The organism is Pseudomonas sp. FEN (genome assembly GCF_904067045.1).
GTDB lineage: Bacteria > Pseudomonadota > Gammaproteobacteria > Pseudomonadales > Pseudomonadaceae > Aquipseudomonas.
This window is the reverse complement of sequence record NZ_CAJFDC010000012.1, coordinates 300,731-320,228: the sequence shown is the minus strand read 5'-3', so window position 1 is coordinate 320,228 and position 19,498 is coordinate 300,731. Positions and strand designations below refer to the sequence as shown.

At 60.9% G+C, this 19,498-nt stretch carries 17 protein-coding genes; 11 read left to right on the top strand and 6 right to left on the bottom strand.

Annotated elements, in window-relative coordinates:
• Positions 1–90 precede the first annotated feature (90 nt).
• The 3 genes from PFEN_RS13635 to PFEN_RS13625 all read right to left on the bottom strand — a co-directional run bounded on the left by PFEN_RS13635 (position 91) and on the right by PFEN_RS13625 (position 2,586).
• Positions 91–1,056 (bottom strand): FecR family protein, encoded by a 966-nt coding sequence (locus PFEN_RS13635; protein ID WP_412071433.1) that lies wholly within the window; start codon positions 1,054–1,056, stop codon positions 91–93.
• Between the two features lie 105 nt (positions 1,057–1,161).
• Positions 1,162–1,680, bottom strand: coding sequence for an RNA polymerase sigma factor (locus tag PFEN_RS13630; RefSeq protein WP_191487338.1), 519 nt, complete (start codon positions 1,678–1,680; stop codon positions 1,162–1,164).
• A gap of 453 nt (positions 1,681–2,133) precedes the next feature.
• Complete coding sequence (locus tag PFEN_RS13625; protein WP_224770957.1) at positions 2,134–2,586, bottom strand: hypothetical protein; 453 nt, start codon at positions 2,584–2,586, stop codon at positions 2,134–2,136.
• Positions 2,587–3,177: 591 nt separating this feature from the next.
• Here PFEN_RS13625 and PFEN_RS13620 point away from each other — a divergent pair.
• Positions 3,178–3,612 (top strand): hypothetical protein, encoded by a 435-nt coding sequence (locus PFEN_RS13620; protein ID WP_191487337.1) that lies wholly within the window; start codon positions 3,178–3,180, stop codon positions 3,610–3,612.
• Between the two features lie 496 nt (positions 3,613–4,108).
• Here the strand turns inward: PFEN_RS13620 and PFEN_RS13615 are convergent, their stop codons facing one another.
• Positions 4,109–4,573, bottom strand: coding sequence for a methylglyoxal synthase (locus PFEN_RS13615; protein ID WP_191487488.1), 465 nt, complete (start codon positions 4,571–4,573; stop codon positions 4,109–4,111).
• A gap of 35 nt (positions 4,574–4,608) precedes the next feature.
• Positions 4,609–5,610, bottom strand: coding sequence for a type I glyceraldehyde-3-phosphate dehydrogenase (gap, locus tag PFEN_RS13610; protein ID WP_191487336.1), 1,002 nt, complete (start codon positions 5,608–5,610; stop codon positions 4,609–4,611).
• Positions 5,611–5,822: 212 nt separating this feature from the next.
• Between gap and edd the strand changes: the two genes are divergently transcribed.
• From edd to PFEN_RS13590, 4 genes are all read left to right on the top strand, one after another.
• Entirely contained in the window at positions 5,823–7,649 is a 1,827-nt protein-coding gene (edd, locus tag PFEN_RS13605; protein WP_191487335.1) for a phosphogluconate dehydratase, read from the top strand.
• Positions 7,646–8,605, top strand: a complete 960-nt coding sequence (locus PFEN_RS13600) for a glucokinase (protein ID WP_191487334.1) — start codon at positions 7,646–7,648, stop codon at positions 8,603–8,605. Before edd ends, PFEN_RS13600 begins: the two co-directional genes overlap by 4 nt.
• A 311-nt stretch (positions 8,606–8,916) precedes the next feature.
• A complete protein-coding gene (locus tag PFEN_RS13595) occupies positions 8,917–9,648 on the top strand; it encodes a response regulator (protein ID WP_191487333.1) in 732 nt (243 codons plus the stop codon).
• A complete protein-coding gene (locus PFEN_RS13590; RefSeq protein ID WP_191487332.1) occupies positions 9,638–11,098 on the top strand; it encodes a sensor histidine kinase in 1,461 nt (486 codons plus the stop codon). Before PFEN_RS13595 ends, PFEN_RS13590 begins: the two co-directional genes overlap by 11 nt.
• On the opposite strand, the gene PFEN_RS13585 is transcribed toward PFEN_RS13590, so the two are convergent.
• Positions 11,067–11,711: an AP2 domain-containing protein gene (locus PFEN_RS13585; protein WP_191487331.1), complete on the bottom strand. Its 645-nt coding sequence runs from the start codon at positions 11,709–11,711 to the stop codon at positions 11,067–11,069. The two genes, PFEN_RS13590 and PFEN_RS13585, sit on opposite strands and share 32 nt — an antisense overlap.
• A gap of 372 nt (positions 11,712–12,083) precedes the next feature.
• On the opposite strand from PFEN_RS13585, the gene PFEN_RS13580 reads away from it, so the two are divergent.
• From PFEN_RS13580 to PFEN_RS13555, 6 genes are all read left to right on the top strand, one after another.
• Positions 12,084–13,355, top strand: coding sequence for an AGE family epimerase/isomerase (locus PFEN_RS13580; protein ID WP_191487330.1), 1,272 nt, complete (start codon positions 12,084–12,086; stop codon positions 13,353–13,355).
• Positions 13,356–13,471: 116 nt separating this feature from the next.
• Positions 13,472–14,758 (top strand): ABC transporter substrate-binding protein, encoded by a 1,287-nt coding sequence (locus PFEN_RS13575; protein WP_191487329.1) that lies wholly within the window; start codon positions 13,472–13,474, stop codon positions 14,756–14,758.
• A gap of 205 nt (positions 14,759–14,963) precedes the next feature.
• Positions 14,964–15,872: a carbohydrate ABC transporter permease gene (locus tag PFEN_RS13570; RefSeq protein ID WP_191487328.1), complete on the top strand. Its 909-nt coding sequence runs from the start codon at positions 14,964–14,966 to the stop codon at positions 15,870–15,872.
• The gene (locus PFEN_RS13565) at positions 15,865–16,710 is read left to right on the top strand and encodes a carbohydrate ABC transporter permease (protein WP_191487327.1); all 846 of its coding nucleotides are present in this window, start codon (positions 15,865–15,867) and stop codon (positions 16,708–16,710) included. Before PFEN_RS13570 ends, PFEN_RS13565 begins: the two co-directional genes overlap by 8 nt.
• A gap of 2 nt (positions 16,711–16,712) precedes the next feature.
• Positions 16,713–17,873 (top strand): ABC transporter ATP-binding protein, encoded by a 1,161-nt coding sequence (locus tag PFEN_RS13560; protein WP_191487326.1) that lies wholly within the window; start codon positions 16,713–16,715, stop codon positions 17,871–17,873.
• 146 nt (positions 17,874–18,019) lie between these two features.
• Positions 18,020–19,369 carry a carbohydrate porin gene (locus tag PFEN_RS13555; protein ID WP_191487325.1) on the top strand — a complete coding sequence of 450 codons (1,350 nt, stop codon included), beginning with the start codon at positions 18,020–18,022 and terminating at the stop codon, positions 19,367–19,369.
• Positions 19,370–19,498: the final 129 nt, after the last annotated feature.

Here is a 19,498-nt window from a genome sequence, read left to right as displayed (position 1 = left end):
TATAGGTGCTTAGCGGTTCAAAATGAGAATCACTTGCATTGGATATAACGAGACGAATCACCGAGGGCTATCGCGTAAAAATAACTGTTCTCAGTTGAGAATCACCAGTGCCGGGTACTCCGAGACCTTGGCGGAGGTGATCTGGGCCAGGGCGCGGACCACGTCCAGGGGCTTGTCCAGGCGGTAGTTGCCAGTAACGGCGACTTGGGCCAGGTGCTCGTTGTTGTTGATGATCCAGCCGGGGTAATAGCGGCGCAGTTCGGCCAGCACCTGGCTCATCGGGCAATTTTCGAACACCAGGCGGCCCTGGACCCAGGCCAGGTCCTTCTGCGCATCGAGCTTTTCCGGGCGCCCGAAGCCGTGGGGACCGACCCGTACACTGTTGCCGGCGGACAGGCGCAGGCGGGCGCTGTCGTCGAGGGTGCGCAGGTCGACAGCGCCGCGCTGGACCTGCACTTGCGCCTCACCGTCGAGGTAACGCACCGCGAAGCTGGTATCGCTGACGCTGGCGCGGACCGGTCCGGCATCGATTTCCAGCGGTAGCTCGCGTTCGGCGGCGACTTCGAAGAATGCCTCGCCCTTGTACAGCCGGGCCTGGTGTTGGCGTTCGTTGAAGCGGCTGGAGAATGCCGAGTTGGTGTTGAGCAGGACCTTCGAGCCATCCTCGAGTTGCAGGTGCTGGCGTTCGCCGGCCACGGTCAGGTGATCGGCCTGCAGGCGCAGGGGCAGGTTGCCGTGGATGCCGAGGGCGATCAGCAGCGCGGCGGCGCTGGCCAGGGGTTTCCAGTGCGGGCGCAGGCGTCGCGACAGTGACGGGCGCCGCTGTTGTTGCAGGACCTGGGCGGCGGCGAACACTGGCTGCGCATTCCAGGCGTCGCTGGCGCGCGCATAGGCCTGGGCATGGCGCGGGTCGGCGGCGTACCAGGCTTCGAAGGCGGCCTGTTGTTCGGCGCTCGGGTACTCCATCAGGATCAGCCAGTCCAGTGCCTGATCCATGGCCGGGTCGTGCGGCACCTGCCCGGAGGCGGAAGGGCGCGGGTCTTGACTGTTTGTCACGGGTGTTCCTCGGCAACGGTTGCCACGGTTTGGTTCAACGGCCTTATGATTTTGAGCGATAGCGCTGGCTCTTGAGCTGACTGCCACGCGACCCGGGTCTGGAGCTTAAGGGCGATCCAATCGTTCGGCCACCTCGACACAGATCGCCATGATCAGTTTGAGCTCTTTTTGCACGGTGCTCAGGGACACGTCGAGCTGTTCGGCGATCTCCTGGTAACCGCGCCCGTGGAGGCGACTGAGGATGAAAATCCGTTGCTGGCGGGCACTCAACCGAGCGAGGCTGACGCTCAGGCGCTGGAGTATCTGCTCAGCGTGGGCGGCGTCTTCCGCCGTACTCAGGGGCGCGGCGACATTCTGCATCACAGCCAACGGCACATCGTCCATCAGGGTGCGCGACTGGATACGGCGCGCGCGCAGATGATCCAGCGCCAGGTTGCGCGCGGTCTGGAACACGAAGGGTTCGAGGTGATCCACCGGGTGTTCGCTCAGGGCGCGGGTGACCCGCAGGTAGGTTTCCTGCAGCAGATCCTCGGCGGTGCTGGGGTTGTTGACCATGCGCTGCAAGGTCCGCAGCAGCGTGACACGCTGGGCGAGGAAGACAGTGTTGAAATGGGATTGACTCACGGAAGCACCGGACCGATGACAAGTTAATGATAATGCTTATCATCTGTATTGTTGGTCAAGCCCTGATACGCTCCTTGTTCTTCCAGTGTTTGAGGCATCCGGCTGATCGGACCCGCAGCGACCTACTACTGAGCCGGCCTGCTGGCGATGGCGCCCTGATGGGCGATACAAGATCGACCAGTTGCTGGAATCCAAACGAAACAAATAGGGTCGTTGCTCTTTTTGGATGCGTCACTGATAATGTTTCGCGAGGGCTCCTTAAAGAGCAGGGGTATTGAGCATCACGGCGACATTGGCTCAATACTGTGGATGTGCAAGGCTCGCCGGCCTTGTGGTAGCGGCAACCGGCAACAATGGTTGGCTTCCGACCCCTTTCTCGTGGTCACACGGGGACGTGCTAAGCGAAGCGCTGCGACTACCAGCCCTCATTATTTTCTTGAAAAGGTGCTCATCTTAGAGCTCCTTTTTTGCTTTCAGAGTGCCGACTTTCGTTGCGTGAGGACTACGGTGTAGTTTGTAGGCGGTCACCACCGAGTAGAAGTTGTTTCCCTCTGTGTCCAACTGTGGCGAAAGAATCACACATCCCTTTGCACTCTTCAGAAGGGTCAGGCGATAACCGTCTGCGGTGAGGTGAAACTCACATAGGATCTGTGCGCCCGGCGAACAGATGGTCGCTACATACATTGCAACATCGTGAATGCTCTTGCATCCCCACTTGGGAAGCTCGTGCCCGTGGCCTTGCCAGATATGATTGACTCCGAAGCCTTTGTTTACACCGACATGTTTACCCACCCTGAGATAGATTTCGCCCGCCGGTAACGTGAGGTTTCGACTGCTATAGCCTGGAATCAAGCCATAGCTTGGAAGGCCCGTCACGGGATGCGGTATGAAGTCATCTTCGTGCAAATTACAGTAATCGTGTAGGGGCTTGGGTGGTGAGGTCTGTGACAAGGAAGAGCATCCTTTGCGTTGTACTCCTGATTATGCACAAGCAAATAGGTGTTCAGACTGTTTGAAGTTTTAAGCAATAAAATTTTCGTATTGCGATGTGCTTGTTCAATATTCAGTCTGATATTGCGGTATTTGATTGGGGTAAAGAATTTTGCAGATTTTAAGTCGTTGTTTTTAGATGAATGTGTAGGCTGTTTCTTATTTATATGCTCAATTCATCAATATTTTGCTAGTAGATGAAGCGGTTTGCAAAAAAATCTCATATTTCCTACATGTTTCAGGTGTGGGAGAATATTGCGTGCGCGAAAGGTGAACGCTAGAGTCTGGTTGTCGCTGCAAATTCAGCGATACGGGTTTTGCAGCCCGGAATAGCAAAGGCGTACAGCGCCGCGAAAGCGGTTTTTGTGCTCGCTTCATGGTGAGCTGTGCGCAGGAGGCTTCGGCCTGCCGGTTCCTTTGCTCCGGTCTGCAAACCTGTGTACGGCTCGCCACCTTTCGTTTTGCAGCGTGGGTGACGAGTTCCTTATCTAGCAAAGGAGCTTTACCATGACCAAGAAGATCACCCCCGATCCGCCGACCGTTCGCAATGCCTCCAGTACGGCGGACAAAGAGATGTACCTGCGTAAATTCTCTGACGAATCTTCAAGCGAGGTTGCGCCGGTCCCGGCAAATACGGCTCGTTTGCTCGATACCCTCGCGCTCACCTGCTCCAAACCCATCATCCCCGTAGCCCCGCACAAGCCCACACTATTTGCCATTCAACCGGGCATCAGTGCCCAGGATGCGTTGACCTACGTTTCGAATCTGCTCGAAACAGCGGAGCTCAATGGCGATGAAATCAGCTTGCATACCAATCCCGTCGAACGGGCGTTGTTCTGGGGCATGTTGCATTCGGTGGAAGTGGCGCGCGCGGTGGTGGATGCGTTGTTGGAGGGGGCGTGCTTACCTGATCCCGCTTCACCGTCGTTGGACAGCCAATAAGCAAAAACGAAAAAACCGCCCAAAGCGCAATGCAGTCCACCCAAAATGTAGTTCACCTAATAAAGGGAGGTGAACACAGTACCTGTGGGAGCAGAGCTTGCTCGCGAAAGGGCCCTTGAAGTCGTTAAAAGCTTCGCGGGCAAGCTCCGCTCCCACAAGGTAAGGGTGGGCTTCTAATACCGTGTTTTCTTAAGTGAACGACGTTGTGTCAAAGGCGGGCTTTCAAAACCTTCGTATATCCCTCGGCGAAATCAATGCTTAAAGCATTTGAGCCCTGTCCGGGTGGCTAATGGAGCAAATCCTATGGATAAGCAAAGGACTCGTCAACGGTAGAGAGCGCTGACGCAGCGATAACGGTGTCACGTTCACCATCGCTATCGCCAGCGAGCTGGCTCCTACAAAATCGGTGTTTCACCACGAGATTTTGTCGAGCCTGCCCCGGCGTCCCGGCAAGCCAGGTTCCGCGAGGGATCGTGCTCAACCTGCCTGATCGGCGTTAACGCCGTGCCGCCAGATACGCCTCATAATCCGGCACCCGATACTCATGCGCCTGTTCCATCAACGGGCTGCTGAGCAGGTAATCGGCGCTGCACTCGTTGCAGGCCACGGGAATGTTCCACACCGCCGCGACCCGCAGCAACGCCTTGATATCCGGGTCGTGGGGCTGCGGTTCGAACGGGTCCCAGAAGAAAATCAGCATGTCCACCCGCTGCTCGGCAATACGCGCGCCCAACTGCTGGTCGCCGCCCAATGGGCCGCTGATCATACTCTCCACCGGCAGCCCCAGACGCTTGTTCAACAACAAACCGGTTGTGCCGGTGGCCACCAGTTCATGCTGAGCCAGACGCTCTTTCTGGCGCTCGGCCCAGTCCAGCAGAAACACTTTGCAATGGTCGTGGGCGACCAGGGCGATACGCTTGCGCGCCGCCATGGTGGTATGGGTAAAGCTGATCCCTATCATCGGTTCCTGCTGCACGCCTGTTCCTCGTTCCACGGTTATTCGGCGTTGCACAGCGCCAGGCAGTTATCCAGCATGCGGTTGGAGAAGCCCCACTCGTTGTCGTACCAGGCCAGGACCTTGAGCAGCTTGCCGCTGGCCTTGGTGTGGTTGGCGTCGAAGATCGACGACAGCGGGTTGTGGTTGAAATCGCTGGAAACCAGGGGCAGGGTGTTGTAACCGAGGATCTTCGAATGCTGGCTGGCTTCCTTGAGCAGGGCGTTGACCTCGTCGGCGCTGGCCTCGCGCTTGAGCTGCACGGTCAGGTCCACCAGGGACACGTTGATCACCGGCACGCGCACGGCCATGCCGGTCAGCTTGCCCGCCAGTTCCGGCAGCACCAGGCCGACGGCTTCGGCGGCGCCGGTCTTGCTCGGGATCATGTTCTGGGTCGCCGAGCGCGCGCGGTACGGGTCGGTGTGGTAGACGTCGGTCAGGTTCTGGTCGTTGGTGTAGGCGTGGATGGTGGTCATCAGGCCACTTTCGATGCCCAGCTCGCGGTGCAGCACCTGGGCCACCGGGGCCAGGCAGTTGGTGGTGCACGACGCGTTGGAAATGATCTGGTGCGACTGGCGCAGGATGTCATGGTTGACCCCGTACACCACGGTGGCATCGGCGCCTTTGGCCGGTGCCGAGATAATCACTTTGCGGGCCCCGGCGCTCAGGTGCGCGGCGGCCTTGGCGCGGTCGGTGAACAGGCCGGTGCACTCGAAAACCACGTCGATCTTCTCGGCGGCCCACGGCAGTTCGGCCGGGTTGCGGATCGCGCTGACGGCAATCCGGTCGCCGTTGACGGTCAGGCTTTCGTTGTCATGCTCTACGCTGGCATCAAAGGTGCCGTGAACCGTGTCGTACTTGAGCAGGTGGGCATTGATGGCGCTGTCGCCCAGGTCGTTGATGGCGACGACCTGCAGGTCCTGACGGTAACCTTGGGTATAGAGTGCGCGCAGGACGTTGCGGCCGATGCGGCCAAAACCGTTGATTGCGATTCGTAGAGTCATTTAGGGAAGCGCCTTCCATAGATTTGTTGTTGGAATTACAAGATTATTCGCATAAAAATAGAAAACAAGCCTTTTTAGTGGCAATATTTTGTTTTATCTACAACGAGTGACCTGAGTCAACGGGTCCGGATGATTGCAAAGCCCCGTCGTATGAGGCTTTCGGTCAGCTAGGAACCACAGGTCGCCACATCCGTTAGCCTGGAGTTCTACACATGCATCCCCGCGTTCTAGAGGTCACCGAACGGCTTGTCGCCCGCAGCCGCGCTACTCGCCAGGCGTATCTGGCACTGATTCATGGCGCCGCCAGCGATGGCCCGATGCGCGGCAAGCTGCAATGCGCGAACTTTGCCCACGGCGTGGCCGGGTGTGGCAGCGACGACAAGCAGAACCTGCGTCTGATGAACGCCGCCAACGTGGCGATCGTTTCCTCCTATAACGACATGCTTTCCGCGCACCAGCCTTACGAAAACTATCCGCAACAGATCAAGCATGCCCTGCGCGAAATCGGCTCGGTCGGCCAGTTCGCTGGCGGTGTACCGGCCATGTGCGATGGCGTGACCCAGGGCGAGCCGGGCATGGAGCTGGGTATCGCCAGTCGCGAAGTGATCGCGATGTCCACCGCCGTGGCGCTGTCGCACAACATGTTCGATGCGGCGATGATGCTCGGCATCTGTGACAAGATCGTGCCCGGCCTGTTGATGGGCGCCTTGCGCTTCGGTCACCTGCCAACCATCTTCGTGCCCGGCGGGCCGATGGTCTCGGGGATTTCCAACAAGGAAAAGGCCGATGTGCGCCAGCGCTATGCCGAAGGCAAGGCCAGCCGCGAGGAGCTGCTGGAATCGGAGATGAAGTCCTACCACAGCCCCGGCACCTGCACCTTCTACGGCACCGCCAACACCAACCAGTTGCTGATGGAAGTCATGGGCCTGCACTTGCCGGGCTCGTCCTTCGTCAACCCCAATACCCCGCTGCGCGATGCCCTGACCCGCGAAGCGGCGCACCAGATCACCCGCCTGACCAAACAGAGCGGCAGCTTCATGCCCCTGGGTGAGATTGTAGACGAGCGTTCGCTGGTCAACTCGATCGTCGCGCTGCACGCCACCGGCGGTTCCACCAACCACACCCTGCACATGCCGGCGATCGCCCAGGCGGCCGGTATCCAGCTGACCTGGCAGGACATGGCCGACCTTTCCGAGGTGGTGCCGACCCTGTCCCACGTCTATCCGAACGGCAAGGCCGATATCAACCACTTCCAGGCGGCGGGCGGCATGGCCTTCCTGATCCGCGAACTGCTGGAAGCCGGCTTGTTGCACGAAGAGGTCAACACCGTGGCCGGCTTCGGCCTCAGCCGCTACACCCAGGAGCCGTTCCTGCAGAACGGCGAACTGGTCTGGCGCGACGGCCCGATCGAAAGCCTCGATGAAAACATCCTGCGCCCGGTGGCCCGTGCCTTCTCCCCTGAGGGCGGCCTGCGGGTGATGGAAGGCAACCTCGGGCGTGGCGTGATGAAAGTTTCCGCCGTGGCAGTGGAACACCAGATCGTCGAAGCCCCGGCGGTGGTGTTCCAGGACCAGCAGGACCTGGCCGACGCGTTCAAGGCCGGCTTGCTGGAGAAGGATTTCGTCGCGGTGATGCGCTTCCAGGGGCCGCGCTCCAACGGTATGCCTGAACTGCACAAGATGACCCCGTTCCTCGGCGTGCTGCAGGACCGTGGCTTCAAGGTCGCGCTGGTCACCGACGGTCGGATGTCCGGGGCTTCGGGCAAGATTCCGGCGGCCATCCATGTCTGCCCCGAAGCCCATGTCGGCGGTGCGCTGGCGCGGGTCCGCGATGGCGACATGATTCGCGTGGATGGGGTCAAGGGCACCTTGCGGGTGCTGGTGGACGACGCCGAGTTCGCCGCGCGCACGCCTGCGATCGGCCTGTTGGGTAATCATATCGGCTGTGGCCGTGAACTCTTCGGCTTCATGCGCATGGCCTTCAGCTCGGCGGAGCAGGGCGCCAGCGCGTTCACGTCGGCCCTGGAGCACCTTGAATGAAGTTGGCGTTGGTAGGCGATATCGGCGGGACCAATGCGCGGTTCGCGCTGTGGAAGGACAATGCCCTGGATTCGGTCAAGGTCCTGGCGACCGTCGATCATGCCAGCCCCGAGGAGGCGATCAAGGTCTACCTCGACGGCCTCGGCCTGGCGCCGGGAGCGGTCGGCGCCGTATGCCTGTCGGTGGCCGGTCCGGTGGGCGGCGACGAGTTCCGTTTCACCAACAACCACTGGCGCCTGAGCCGCCAGGCATTCTGCGCGACCTTGCAGGTCGACGAGCTGTTGCTGGTCAATGATTTTTCGGCCATGGCCCTGGGCATGACCCGGTTGGCGCCGGGCGATTACCGCGTGGTCTGCGAAGGTACGCCGGAGCCGTTGCGTCCGGCGGTGGTGATCGGTCCCGGCACCGGGCTGGGCGTGGGCACCCTGCTGGATCTGGGCGAGCAGCGTTTCATGGCCTTGCCGGGGGAGGGCGGGCATGTCGACCTGCCCTTGAGCAGTCCGCGCGAGACTCAGTTGTGGCAGCATATCTACAATGAAATCGGGCATGTCAGCGCCGAGACCGCCTTGAGTGGCGGCGGTTTGCCACGGGTCTACCGGGCGATCTGCGCGGTGGACGGGCATGTGCCGGTGCTGGAAACGCCGGAGTCGATTACCGCTGCCGGCCTGGCGGGTGATCCGATTGCCCGGGAAGTGCTGGAGCAGTTCAGTTGCTGGTTGGGCCGGGTCGCGGGCAACAACGTACTGACCACGGGCGCGCGCGGTGGGGTGTATATCGTCGGTGGGGTGATCCCGCGGTTTGCCGACTTTTTCATCCACAGCGGTTTTGCCAGGTGCTTCGCCGACAAAGGTTGCATGAGCGACTACTTCAAGGGTATTCCGGTGTGGCTGGTGACGGCACCGTATTCCGGGCTGATTGGCGCGGGGGTGGCGTTGCAGCAGGCGTTCGCGCACTGATTAAGGAAATTTGAAGCCGAGCACGGTTTTGTGGCGAGCGGGCTTGCCCGCGCTGGGGTGCGAAGCGCCCCTAAAACCAATGGTTGCGGTGTATCAGGTAAAAACGCGGTGTCTGGTTTTACGGCTGCTTCGCCGCCGAGCGCGGGCAAGCCCGCTCGCCACAAGGGCGCGCTCGCCTTCGGGGGTTTTTGGCTGACAGACTTGGGGGCCTGTCTGCAAAGGCATTCACCCAGGCAACACTGCTTCGCGGCTTAATCGATTAAGGCATAATCCGCATTTCAGTCCTCATCACAACAACAAGGACGATTTCCGTGAGCGTATTCAGTAAATCCATTCTCCTGGTCGACGACGATCAGGAAATCCGCGAGTTGCTGGACACCTACCTCAGTCGTGCCGGTTTCCAGGTGCGTACCGTCGGCAATGGCGCCGGTTTTCGCCAGGCCCTCAACGAGGCGCCGAGCGATCTGGTGATCCTCGACGTCATGCTCCCCGACGAGGACGGCTTCAGCCTGTGCCGCTGGGTGCGCCAGCACCCGCGTCAGGCCCAGGTGCCGATCATCATGCTCACCGCCAGCTCCGATGAGGCCGACCGGGTCATCGGCCTGGAACTGGGCGCCGACGACTACCTGGGCAAGCCGTTCAGTCCCCGGGAGTTGCAGGCGCGGATCAAGGCCTTGTTGCGCCGTGCCCAGTTCGGTCAGGAGCGCGGCGGCAGCGAGGTCCTGGCCTTCGACGAGTGGCGCCTGGACACGGTCAGTCACCGACTGTTCCACACCGACGGTGAGGAAGTGATTCTTTCCGGCGCGGATTTCGCCCTGCTCAAGCTGTTCCTTGACCACCCCCAGGAAATCCTCGATCGCGACACCATTGGCAATGCCACCCGCGGGCGTGACCTGATGCCCCTCGACCGGATTGTCGACATGGCGGTCAGCCGCCTGCGCCAACGTCTGCGCGACACCGACAAGCCGCCGCGATTGATTCGTACCGTGCGCGGCAGCGGGTATCAGCTGGCGGCCAACGTCATCGCAGCCAATGCTCTCTGAGCTGCGCCGGCGCCTGCCGGTCCCGCGCTCGCTGCTCGGACGCATGCTGCTGCTGACCCTGTTGGCGGTATTGATCGCCCAGGCCCTGTCCAGCGCGATCTGGCTCTCGCAGTTGCGCGCGACCCAGCTCGAAGGTCTGGTCACCAGTGCCCGCAGCCTGGCCCATTCGATGACCGCCAGTGTCAGCTACCTGCGCTCGCTGCCGCTGGCCTATCGCCCCCTGGTGCTGGATCAATTGCGCAGCATGGGTGGCACGCGCTTTGTCGTGACCCTCAATGACAAACCCCTGGACATGCGTCTGCTGCCGGCCACGCCACGCAAGACGGCGGTACTCGACGCCGTGCACGAGGTGCTGCGCCAGGCCCTGGGCAACGAGGTGGATATCTCGGTGCAGTTCGTCAGTCCCGACGACCTGCGGATCTTCAACGGTGGCCTGAAACTCGACGAGTTGCCGCGTTCCTGGGCCCACTATGCGTTGACCCTGGAACCGGTCAATCCGCCGGTGCTGGTGACACAGATCCAGATGTCCCCCGGCGAATGGCTGTACATCGCCTCCTTGCTGCCCGAGCCCTATACCAGCCTTGAAGAGGAAGGCCTGCCGTCGCAGCAGGTGTGGTTTATCGTGCTGACCAGCGGTTTCCTGCTGTTGTTCATCGGCCTGCTGGTGCATTGGCAGAGTCGGCCGCTCAAGCGCCTGGCGCGGGCGGCGCGGGATATGTCGCTGGGCGATGCACAGGTGCGGCCGGTGGCCGAGGGCGGCGGCAGCGAAGTGGTGGAGGTGGGGCGGGCGTTCAACGCCATGCGTGAGCGTATCAGTCGTTACCTGACCGAGCGCAGCCAATTGTTCAGTGCCATTTCCCACGATCTGCGCACCCCCATCACCCGCCTGCGCTTGCGGGTCGAGCTGCTGGAGGACGAGAAGCTGCAGTACAAGTTCGGCCGCGATCTCGATGAACTGGAGATGCTGGTCAAGGGCGCGTTGCAATGCGTAAAGGACACTGATATCCACGAGAACATCGAGCCGGTGGACCTCAACCACGCCCTCGATTGCCTGATCGAACCTTACCTGCCACCCAACGGCAACGGTCGGGTCACGTTGGAGGGACGCGCCCTGGCGGCGTTTTCCGGCAAGCCGCTGGCGCTGCGGCGGTGCATGGGCAACCTGATCGACAATGCCCTCAAGTACGGTGACAAGGCCCATCTGCACATCGAAGACGACGACGAGGCCTTTGTGCTGCATGTCGATGACGAAGGTCCGGGGGTGCCCGAACAGCGCCTGGAGCAGGTCTTCGAACCGCATTTTCGTTTGTCCGGCCAGCAACAGGGCTACGGCCTGGGGCTGGGCATCGCGCGCAATATCGCCCACAGCCATGGCGGCGAAGTGAGTCTGCAGAACCTGCGCGATGGCGGGCTGCGGGTTACTTTGTACTTGCCGCGAAATGCCGACTGATCGACAGGAACGCCTGCTCCGGGCTGATGCTCAGTGTCGGTTCGTGTGGGGCCGGCGCGAGGGCATCGGCTGAGGCCCGAACCTCCCGCGGTCGCGCCATGGCGGCGCGGATGCGGTGCTCGCGCGCACGGCTGTTGCTTTGGCCGAAGTAGTGTTGCAAGGCTTCCATCGCCTGTTCATAGGGTTTGCCGCACAAGGCCAGTTGGCGTTCGCGTTCATGCAGCGCCAGGCGCTTGGCCTGTTCTTCACCGTGGCGGCGCACACTGAAACTGCGGCTCAGGGAGTAGCCATGAATCCGCGTGCTGGCCCGCCAGTAGCCGGTGTTGTTCGTTTCGACCCGGATCACCCCGGGATGGCCGCTGGTGTTGTGCGGCATCAGGCGCTGGCGCTCTTCGTAGCTCAGTGACGGCGGCCTTTTCAACACCAGGGCGTTGCGGTAGGACTCGGCCATGCTCCGGGCCGCCGCCTCACCGCCGTACTCGGCGACGCTGAAGACCCCGCCGAGCCGGGTGCCGCCACGCACGACCTCGACCTTCCAGGCACACAGCCCTTGTCCGTTGAATATCGGGAAAATGCAGCATTGGCGGGGGTTGCGCAGGTGGGGGGCAACCATGGATCACACCTCCTGGTGGGCGCTCGACTGGCGCGTTTGGGATGAAGAAGTGCAGCAGATTCGCCGAAGTAAAGGAGTGCTTCAATGTGGGAAAAGACGTTAGGGATCGCTCCTACATTGGAAAGGGAAACAACTTATTCAGCAATTTTCCTACCTTGCACCGCGGGGGAGCCGAAGGGCGCTTGCTTTGCTGTTTGTCACTGAGTGGTGACATTTGCGCGGGGCTTCGTGACCAGGCAGCGCGGGATGGCTGGCTAGAATCGCCCCATGACGGATATTCGTCCCCACACCGATTTGTCACAGTCGAACTCACTCCTGCAGGGTTGGGTATTTGCCTGGTCTTTTGCTTCTAACAACAAGAAAGGTACTCGGATGGACACCCTTGAACTGCCGTTCAGCAGTTGGCTCAACGCCCCGGCTCATCGTGCCTGGTTGCAGGCCGAAGGCCGGCGGCTGCTGGCGTTTGCCAGGGCCTCGCGCCTGGACGAAGGCTTTGGCAATCTCGACGAGCGCGGGCAACTGGCGGACGGGGCCATGGCGGAAACGATGAACACCGCCCGCATGACCCACAGTTTCGCCATGGCGCATATCCAGGGGATTCCCGGGTGCCTGGCGCTGGTCGAGCATGGTATCGCCGCCCTCTGGGGGCCCCTGCGCGATGGCGCCCATGGCGGCTGGTATGCGGCCCCCGATCATCGCGATGGCAACCCTGGCAAGGCGGCTTACCTGCATGCCTTTGTCGCCCTGGCCGCGAGCTCCGCGGTGGTCGCCGGCGCGGCCGATGCCCCGCGCCTGCTGACCGAAGCGATCCGCGTGCTCGAAACGCATTTCTGGAGCGAGGAGGAGGGCGCCCTGCGCGAGTCCTTTGCCCGCGATTGGCGGCAGGAAGAAGCCTATCGCGGCGCCAACAGCAACATGCACGGCACCGAGGCGTTTCTCGCCCTGGCCGATGTCACCGGCGACAGTCGCTGGCTGGATCGTGCGCTGCGCATCGTCGAACGGGTGATCCACCAGCACGCCGCCGCCAACGACTTCATGGTCATCGAGCATTTCGACCGCCAGTGGCGGCCCTTGCGCGAGTACAACCACGACAACCCGGCGGACGGCTTTCGTCCCTATGGCACAACGCCAGGCCACGGCTTCGAATGGGCGCGCCTGGTGCTGCACCTGGAGGCCGCTCGCCAGCAGGCCGGACTGTTCACCCCCGACTGGTTGCAGGACGACGCCCGCGGGCTGTTCGACAGCGCCTGCCGTCACGGCTGGCAGGTCGATGGGGCACCGGGCATCGTCTACACGTTGGACTGGGACAACCGCCCGGTGGTCCGCCAGCGCCTGCACTGGACCCATGCCGAAGCCAGCACCACGGCCGCCGCCTTGCTCCGGCGCACGGGCCAGGCGCAGTACGAAACCTGGTATCGGCGCTTCTGGGATTTTATCGCCGTGCATTTCATCGACCCGACGCTGGGCAGCTGGCATCACGAACTGGACGAGCACAATCGACCCGATGCGCGGATCTGGGGCGGCAAGCCTGACCTCTACCACGCCTTTCAAGCGGTACTGCTGCCCGGCCTGCCATTGGCGCCAAGCCTGGCGAGCGCTCTGGCCCGGCCATCTTCGGCTGAAACAGCAAAGAAAATAATGTAACCATGCGGTGACATTTGCACGTCCCTTCGTTACCTGCGAGGGGCCTTGCCTTGACTAGAATCCCATGCAGCGCAAGCACCAGACTTGCATGCATAACAACAAGAAAGGTACTACAGATGAATTCGATTTCCCGCCTCGCCGCTGTCGTTTCCCTCGCCTCGTTGTTTCCTCTCAGTGCTATGGCCGCCGACTCGAAAGGGTCCGTGGAAGTCGTTCATTGGTGGACTTCCGGTGGTGAGAAAGCCGCGGTCGATGTGCTCAAGGCCCAAGTTGAAAAAGACGGTTTCACCTGGAAGGACGGCGCCGTAGCCGGCGGCGGCGGCGCCACCGCGATGACCGTGCTCAAGAGCCGCGCGGTCGCTGGCAACCCGCCTGCCATGGCGCAGATCAAGGGGCCGGACATCCAGGAGTGGGCGTCCACCGGGCTGCTCGACACTGAGGTCCTGACGGGCGCGGCCAAGGAAGAGAAGTGGGACAGCCTGCTCGACAAGAAAGTCTCCGATACCGTGAAGTATCAAGGTAACTACGTGGCCGTGCCGGTGAACATTCACCGCGTCAACTGGTTGTGGATCAACCCGGAAGTCTTCAAGAAAGCCGGTATCGAAAAACCGCCGACCACCCTCCAGGAATTCTACGCCGCCGGCGACAAGCTCAAGGCAGCGGGTTTCATTGCACTCGCCCACGGCGGTCAGCCTTGGCAGGACAGCACCGTTTTCGAAGCGGTGGTGTTGTCGGTCATGGGTGTCGATGGCTACAAGAAAGCCCTGGTCGATCTGGATAACGCCACCCTGACCGGTCCCGAGATGGTCAAGGCGTTGACCGAACTCAAGAAAGTCGCGACCTACATGGACGTCGACGGCAAAGGCCAGGACTGGAATCTGGAAGCGGCCAAGGTCATCAACGGCAAGGCCGGCATGCAGATCATGGGTGACTGGGCCAAGAGCGAGTGGACGGCGGCCAAGAAAGTCGCGGGCAAGGACTACGAATGCGTAGCCTTCCCGGGCACTGAAAAAGCCTTCACCTACAACATCGACTCCCTGGCGGTGTTCAAGCAGAAAGACAAGGGTACCGCGGCGGGCCAGCAGGACATCGCCAAGGTCGTCCTGGGTGAGAACTTCCAGAAAGTCTTCAGCATCAACAAGGGTTCGATCCCGGTTCGTAACGACATGCTGAGCGACATGGGCAAGTACGGTTTCGATTCCTGTGCCCAGACCGCGGCCAAGGATTTCCTGGCGGATGCCAAGACCGGCGGCTTGCAGCCGAGCATGGCGCACAACATGGCGACCACGCTGGCGGTACAGGGCGCGTTCTTTGACGTAGTGACCAACTACATCAACGACCCGAAAGCCGATCCTGCCGACGCCGCCAAGAAACTCGGCGCCGCGGTCAAGTCCGCCAAGTAGTTTCAGCACCGCAGGCCCCTGTAGGCGCTGGCTTGCCGGCGATAGTGGAATGTGTAGGCGCCAGCTTGCTGGCGATAGCGGAATGTCAATCACTGGATTGCCAACTGATACACCGCCGCACCGCTATCGCCAGCAATCGAGCATCGACCGGCCACTCCTGCAAAGGGTCTGCCTGTAGTCTTTTTTCCCTGTAGTGGATTTTCCCATGAGTTCTGTTGCTGTGTTCAGCAAGGCCTCGCCGTTCGATACATTGCAGCGCTGGCTACCTAAACTGGTGCTGGCGCCGAGCATGTTCATCGTCCTGGTGGGCTTCTATGGCTACATCCTGTGGACGTTTGTTCTCTCGTTCACCAACTCGACGTTCCTGCCGACCTACAAATGGGTCGGCCTGGCGCAATACGCCCGGTTGTTCGATAACGACCGCTGGTGGGTGGCGAGCAAGAACCTGGCGCTGTTCGGTGGCTTGTTCATCGGCATCACCCTGGTGATCGGCGTGCTGCTGGCGGTGTTCCTCGACCAACGCATCCGCCGCGAAGGTTTCATCCGCACGATTTACCTGTACCCGATGGCGCTCTCGATGATCGTCACCGGTACCGCCTGGAAATGGCTGCTCAACCCGGGCATGGGGCTGGACAAGCTGCTGCGCGACTGGGGCTGGGAAGGCTTTCGCCTGGACTGGCTGATCGACCCGGATCGTGTGGTGTATTGCCTGGTGATTGCTGCGGTATGGCAGGCCTCGGGGTTCATCATGGCGATGTTCCTGGCCGGTCTGCGCGGGGTCGATCAGTCGATCATCCGTGCCGCCCAGATCGATGGCGCGAGCATGCCCAGGATCTACTGGAAAGTGGTGCTGCCCAGCCTGCGTCCGGTGTTCTTCAGTGCGGTGATGATTCTGGCGCATATCGCGATCAAGAGCTTCGACCTGGTGGCGGCAATGACCGCCGGAGGCCCGGGTTACTCGTCCGACCTGCCCGCCATGTTCATGTATTCGTTCACCTTCAGTCGCGGCCAGATGGGCATGGGCTCGGCCAGTGCGATCCTGATGCTCGGTGCGATTCTCGCGATTATCGTGCCTTACCTGTACTCCGAGCTGAGGACCAAGCGCAATGACTAGTCTCGCCTACAAGCCGTCCATCAGCCTGAGTCGCATCGCCATCTACGCGGTGCTGATCCTCGCCGTGCTGCTCTATCTGGTACCGCTGGTGGTCATGCTGTTGACCAGCTTCAAGTCGCCGGAAGATATCAGCACCGGCAACCTGCTGAGTTGGCCGACGGTGGTCACCGACATCGGCTGGATCAAGGCCTGGGCCACGGTCAACGGTTACTTCTGGAACTCGATCAAGATCACCATTCCGGCGGTACTGGTCTCCACCGCGATCGGTGCGTTGAACGGCTATGTGTTGTCGATGTGGCGCTTTCGCGGTTCGCAGTTGTTCTTCGGCCTGTTGCTGTTCGGTTGCTTCCTGCCGTTCCAGACCGTGCTGCTGCCGGCCTCGTTCACCCTCGGCAAGATGGGCCTGGCCAGTACCACCACGGGCCTGGTGTTCGTGCATATCGTCTACGGCCTGGCGTTCACCACGCTGTTCTTCCGTAACTACTACGTGAGCATTCCCGATGCGCTGGTCAAGGCGGCGCGCCTGGATGGGGCGGGGTTCTTCACCATCTTCCGGCTGATCATCCTGCCGATGTCGACCCCGATCATCATGGTCTGCCTGATCTGGCAGTTCACGCAGATCTGGAACGACTTCCTGTTCGGCGTGGTGTTCTCCAGTGGCGATTCGCAACCGATCACGGTGGCGCTGAACAACCTGGTCAACACCAGTACCGGGGTCAAGGAATACAACGTTGATATGGCAGCGGCGATGATCGCCGGGCTGCCGACCCTGCTGGTCTATGTGGTCGCAGGCAAGTATTTCGTGCGCGGGCTGACGGCCGGCGCGGTCAAGGGGTAATCATGGCAACGCTCGAACTTCGCAATGTAAACAAGACCTACGGCGCCGGCTTGCCGGACACCCTGAAGAACATTGAACTGTCGATCGCCGAGGGTGAGTTCCTGATCCTGGTAGGACCTTCGGGCTGTGGCAAGTCAACGTTGATGAACTGCATCGCCGGCCTGGAGAACATCACCGGTGGCGCGATCATGATCGGTGATCAGGACGTCAGCGGCATGAGTCCGAAGGATCGCGACATCGCCATGGTGTTCCAGTCCTATGCGCTGTACCCGACCATGAGTGTGCGCGAGAACATCGAGTTCGGTCTGAAAATTCGCAAGATGAACCAGTCGGCCATCGACGAGGAAGTCGCGCGGGTCGCCAAGCTGCTACAGATCGAGCACTTGCTCAATCGCAAGCCCGGCCAACTGTCCGGCGGCCAGCAGCAACGCGTGGCCATGGGCCGGGCCCTGGCGCGGCGGCCGAAGATCTATCTGTTCGATGAACCGCTGTCCAACCTCGACGCCAAGCTGCGGGTCGAGATGCGCACTGAAATGAAACTGATGCACCAGCGCCTGAAAACCACCACGGTCTACGTGACCCACGACCAGATCGAAGCCATGACCCTGGGCGACAAGGTGGCGGTGATGAAGGACGGCATCATCCAGCAATTTGGCACGCCGAAGCAGATCTACAACGACCCGGCGAACCTGTTCGTTGCCAGCTTCATCGGTTCGCCGCCGATGAACTTCATTCCCCTGCGCCTGCAACGCAAGGACGGCCGTCTGCTGGCTTTGCTCGACAGCGGCCAGGCCCGTTGCGAGTTGCCATTGGGCATGACCGACGCGGGTCTTGAAGACCGCGAAGTAATCCTCGGCATGCGTCCTGAGCAGATCAGCCTGATGCGGGGCGAACCCAATGGGCTGCCAAGCATCCGCGCCGAGGTGCAGGTCACCGAACCGACCGGTCCCGACACCCTGGTGTTCGTCAACCTCAACGACACCAAGGTCTGCTGCCGGTTGGCGCCGGACGTGGCGCCGCAGGTGGGCGAAACCCTGACCCTGCAATTCGATCCGGCCAAGGTGTTGCTGTTCGATGCCAAGACCGGTGAGCGCCTGGGGGTAGTGGGCAAGCCGCAGGCCCAGGTGCATGCCGACAATGTGGCGCAGTTCAAGGGCCGCTGAAGGTGGCGAGGGGGGGCGGAACGCCGTCCGCCCCGTCGAAACATTAGCGTCAGGAAAACCGTCTGCCAAAGAGATTTGATGCATTACAGACGATGTAAACCACGTTTGATAAAAACCGTTAATAACAATAAAACGAGGATGTAGGGATGAAAAAGCAGCACACCAATACTCGGCTGATCTGCCAATTGTCAGCGGTAGCGGCACTGGTCCTGGCCGGTAATGCAATGGCGGCCGATGCGTTCAGCGCTGACTCCAAATGGATGACCGGTGACTGGGGTGGAGAGCGAACCAAGCTGATCGAAGAAGGTATCGACATCAAGGCCGACTATGTCGGTGAGGTCGGTAGCAACCTGCATGGTGGCTACAACGACAACAAGACCTCACGTTACTCCGACCAGTTTGGCCTGGGCGTGGCGCTGGACCTGCAAAAGCTGTGGGGCTGGGATAACACCCAGGCCAAGATCCAGCTCACCAACCGTAACGGTCAGAACATCTCCAATGACCGTGTCGGCGACCCGCGTGCCGGCACCTTGAGCTCCTCCCAGGAAGTCTACGGTCGTGGCCACATGGTCCGTCTGACCCAGTTGTGGATCCAGCACCAGTTCCTCGACAATAAACTGGACGTCAAGGCCGGTTACTTCGGCGAGGGCGAAGATTTCAACACCTTCCCTTGCGAGTTCCAGAACCTGACGTTCTGCGGTTCCCAGGCGGGTAACTGGGCCACCGGTATCTGGTACAACTGGCCAGTCATGCAGGCGGCGATCCGCGTGAAGTACAACATCACGCCTGAGCTGTATGCGCAGATCGGTGCCTATAACCAGAACCCATCGCAACTGGAGCACGGTAACGGCTTCAAGCTCAGTGGTAGCGGCACCAAGGGTACCGTCCTGCCGGTCGAACTGGTCTGGTCGCCGAAGGTCAACGACCTGCCGGGCGAATACCGTGTCGGTTACTACAAAAGCACGGCCCCGGCCAATGACGTGCTCAAGGATGACAATGGTGGAAATGCCGCAGCGACGGGTGCGCCTTATCGTGTCCACGATAGCAAGCACGGTTACTGGTTCGTGGCACAGCAGCAACTCACCAGCCACAACGGCGACGCTTCGCGCGGTCTGAACATCGCCGCCAACGCGACCTTCCACGACAAGGCCACCAACGTCGTCGACAACTACCAGTCGGTGATGTTTGTGTACAAGGGGCCGTTCGATGCGCGTCCGAAGGATGACGTCGGGATCGGTTTCGGCCGTATCCATGTCAATCAGGACGTGAGGAAAAACGCCGAGTTGGAAAACGATGCCATTGGCGTCAACGACTACAACAACCCGCTGTACACGCCGCTGCGCGACACCGAGTACAACACCGAGATCAACTACGGCTTCCACGTCACCAACTGGCTGACCGTACGTCCCAACCTGCAATACATCACCCATCCAGGTGGTGTGGATCAAGTCGACAACGCGCTGGTGGCTGGTCTGAAAATTCAGTCGGTCTTCTAAGGCTTCGGCTGATAAGCTCTCTCTCTATGTGCGCATCTTGCGGATGGTCCACCAGACCGTCCGCTTTTTTTTGGGTGCGGGGGGCAAGGGCGAAGCGCCAGAGCAATACGCTTTCGCAGACGCTACGTA

What these genes read in the sequence shown, in the direction of transcription:
- PFEN_RS13620 (WP_191487337.1), top strand. Translation starts at nt 3,178, where the DNA reads ATGACCAAGAAGATCACCCCCGATCCGCCGACCGTTCGCAATGCCTCC.
- PFEN_RS13615 (WP_191487488.1), bottom strand. Translation starts at nt 4,573, where the DNA reads ATGATAGGGATCAGCTTTACCCATACCACCATGGCGGCGCGCAAGCGT.
- gap (WP_191487336.1), bottom strand. Translation starts at nt 5,610, where the DNA reads ATGACTCTACGAATCGCAATCAACGGTTTTGGCCGCATCGGCCGCAAC.
- edd (WP_191487335.1), top strand. Translation starts at nt 5,823, where the DNA reads ATGCATCCCCGCGTTCTAGAGGTCACCGAACGGCTTGTCGCCCGCAGC.
- PFEN_RS13600 (WP_191487334.1), top strand. Translation starts at nt 7,646, where the DNA reads ATGAAGTTGGCGTTGGTAGGCGATATCGGCGGGACCAATGCGCGGTTC.
- PFEN_RS13590 (WP_191487332.1), top strand. Translation starts at nt 9,638, where the DNA reads ATGCTCTCTGAGCTGCGCCGGCGCCTGCCGGTCCCGCGCTCGCTGCTC.
- PFEN_RS13585 (WP_191487331.1), bottom strand. Translation starts at nt 11,711, where the DNA reads ATGGTTGCCCCCCACCTGCGCAACCCCCGCCAATGCTGCATTTTCCCG.
- PFEN_RS13580 (WP_191487330.1), top strand. Translation starts at nt 12,084, where the DNA reads ATGGACACCCTTGAACTGCCGTTCAGCAGTTGGCTCAACGCCCCGGCT.
- PFEN_RS13575 (WP_191487329.1), top strand. Translation starts at nt 13,472, where the DNA reads ATGAATTCGATTTCCCGCCTCGCCGCTGTCGTTTCCCTCGCCTCGTTG.
- PFEN_RS13570 (WP_191487328.1), top strand. Translation starts at nt 14,964, where the DNA reads ATGAGTTCTGTTGCTGTGTTCAGCAAGGCCTCGCCGTTCGATACATTG.
- PFEN_RS13565 (WP_191487327.1), top strand. Translation starts at nt 15,865, where the DNA reads ATGACTAGTCTCGCCTACAAGCCGTCCATCAGCCTGAGTCGCATCGCC.
- PFEN_RS13560 (WP_191487326.1), top strand. Translation starts at nt 16,713, where the DNA reads ATGGCAACGCTCGAACTTCGCAATGTAAACAAGACCTACGGCGCCGGC.
- PFEN_RS13555 (WP_191487325.1), top strand. Translation starts at nt 18,020, where the DNA reads ATGAAAAAGCAGCACACCAATACTCGGCTGATCTGCCAATTGTCAGCG.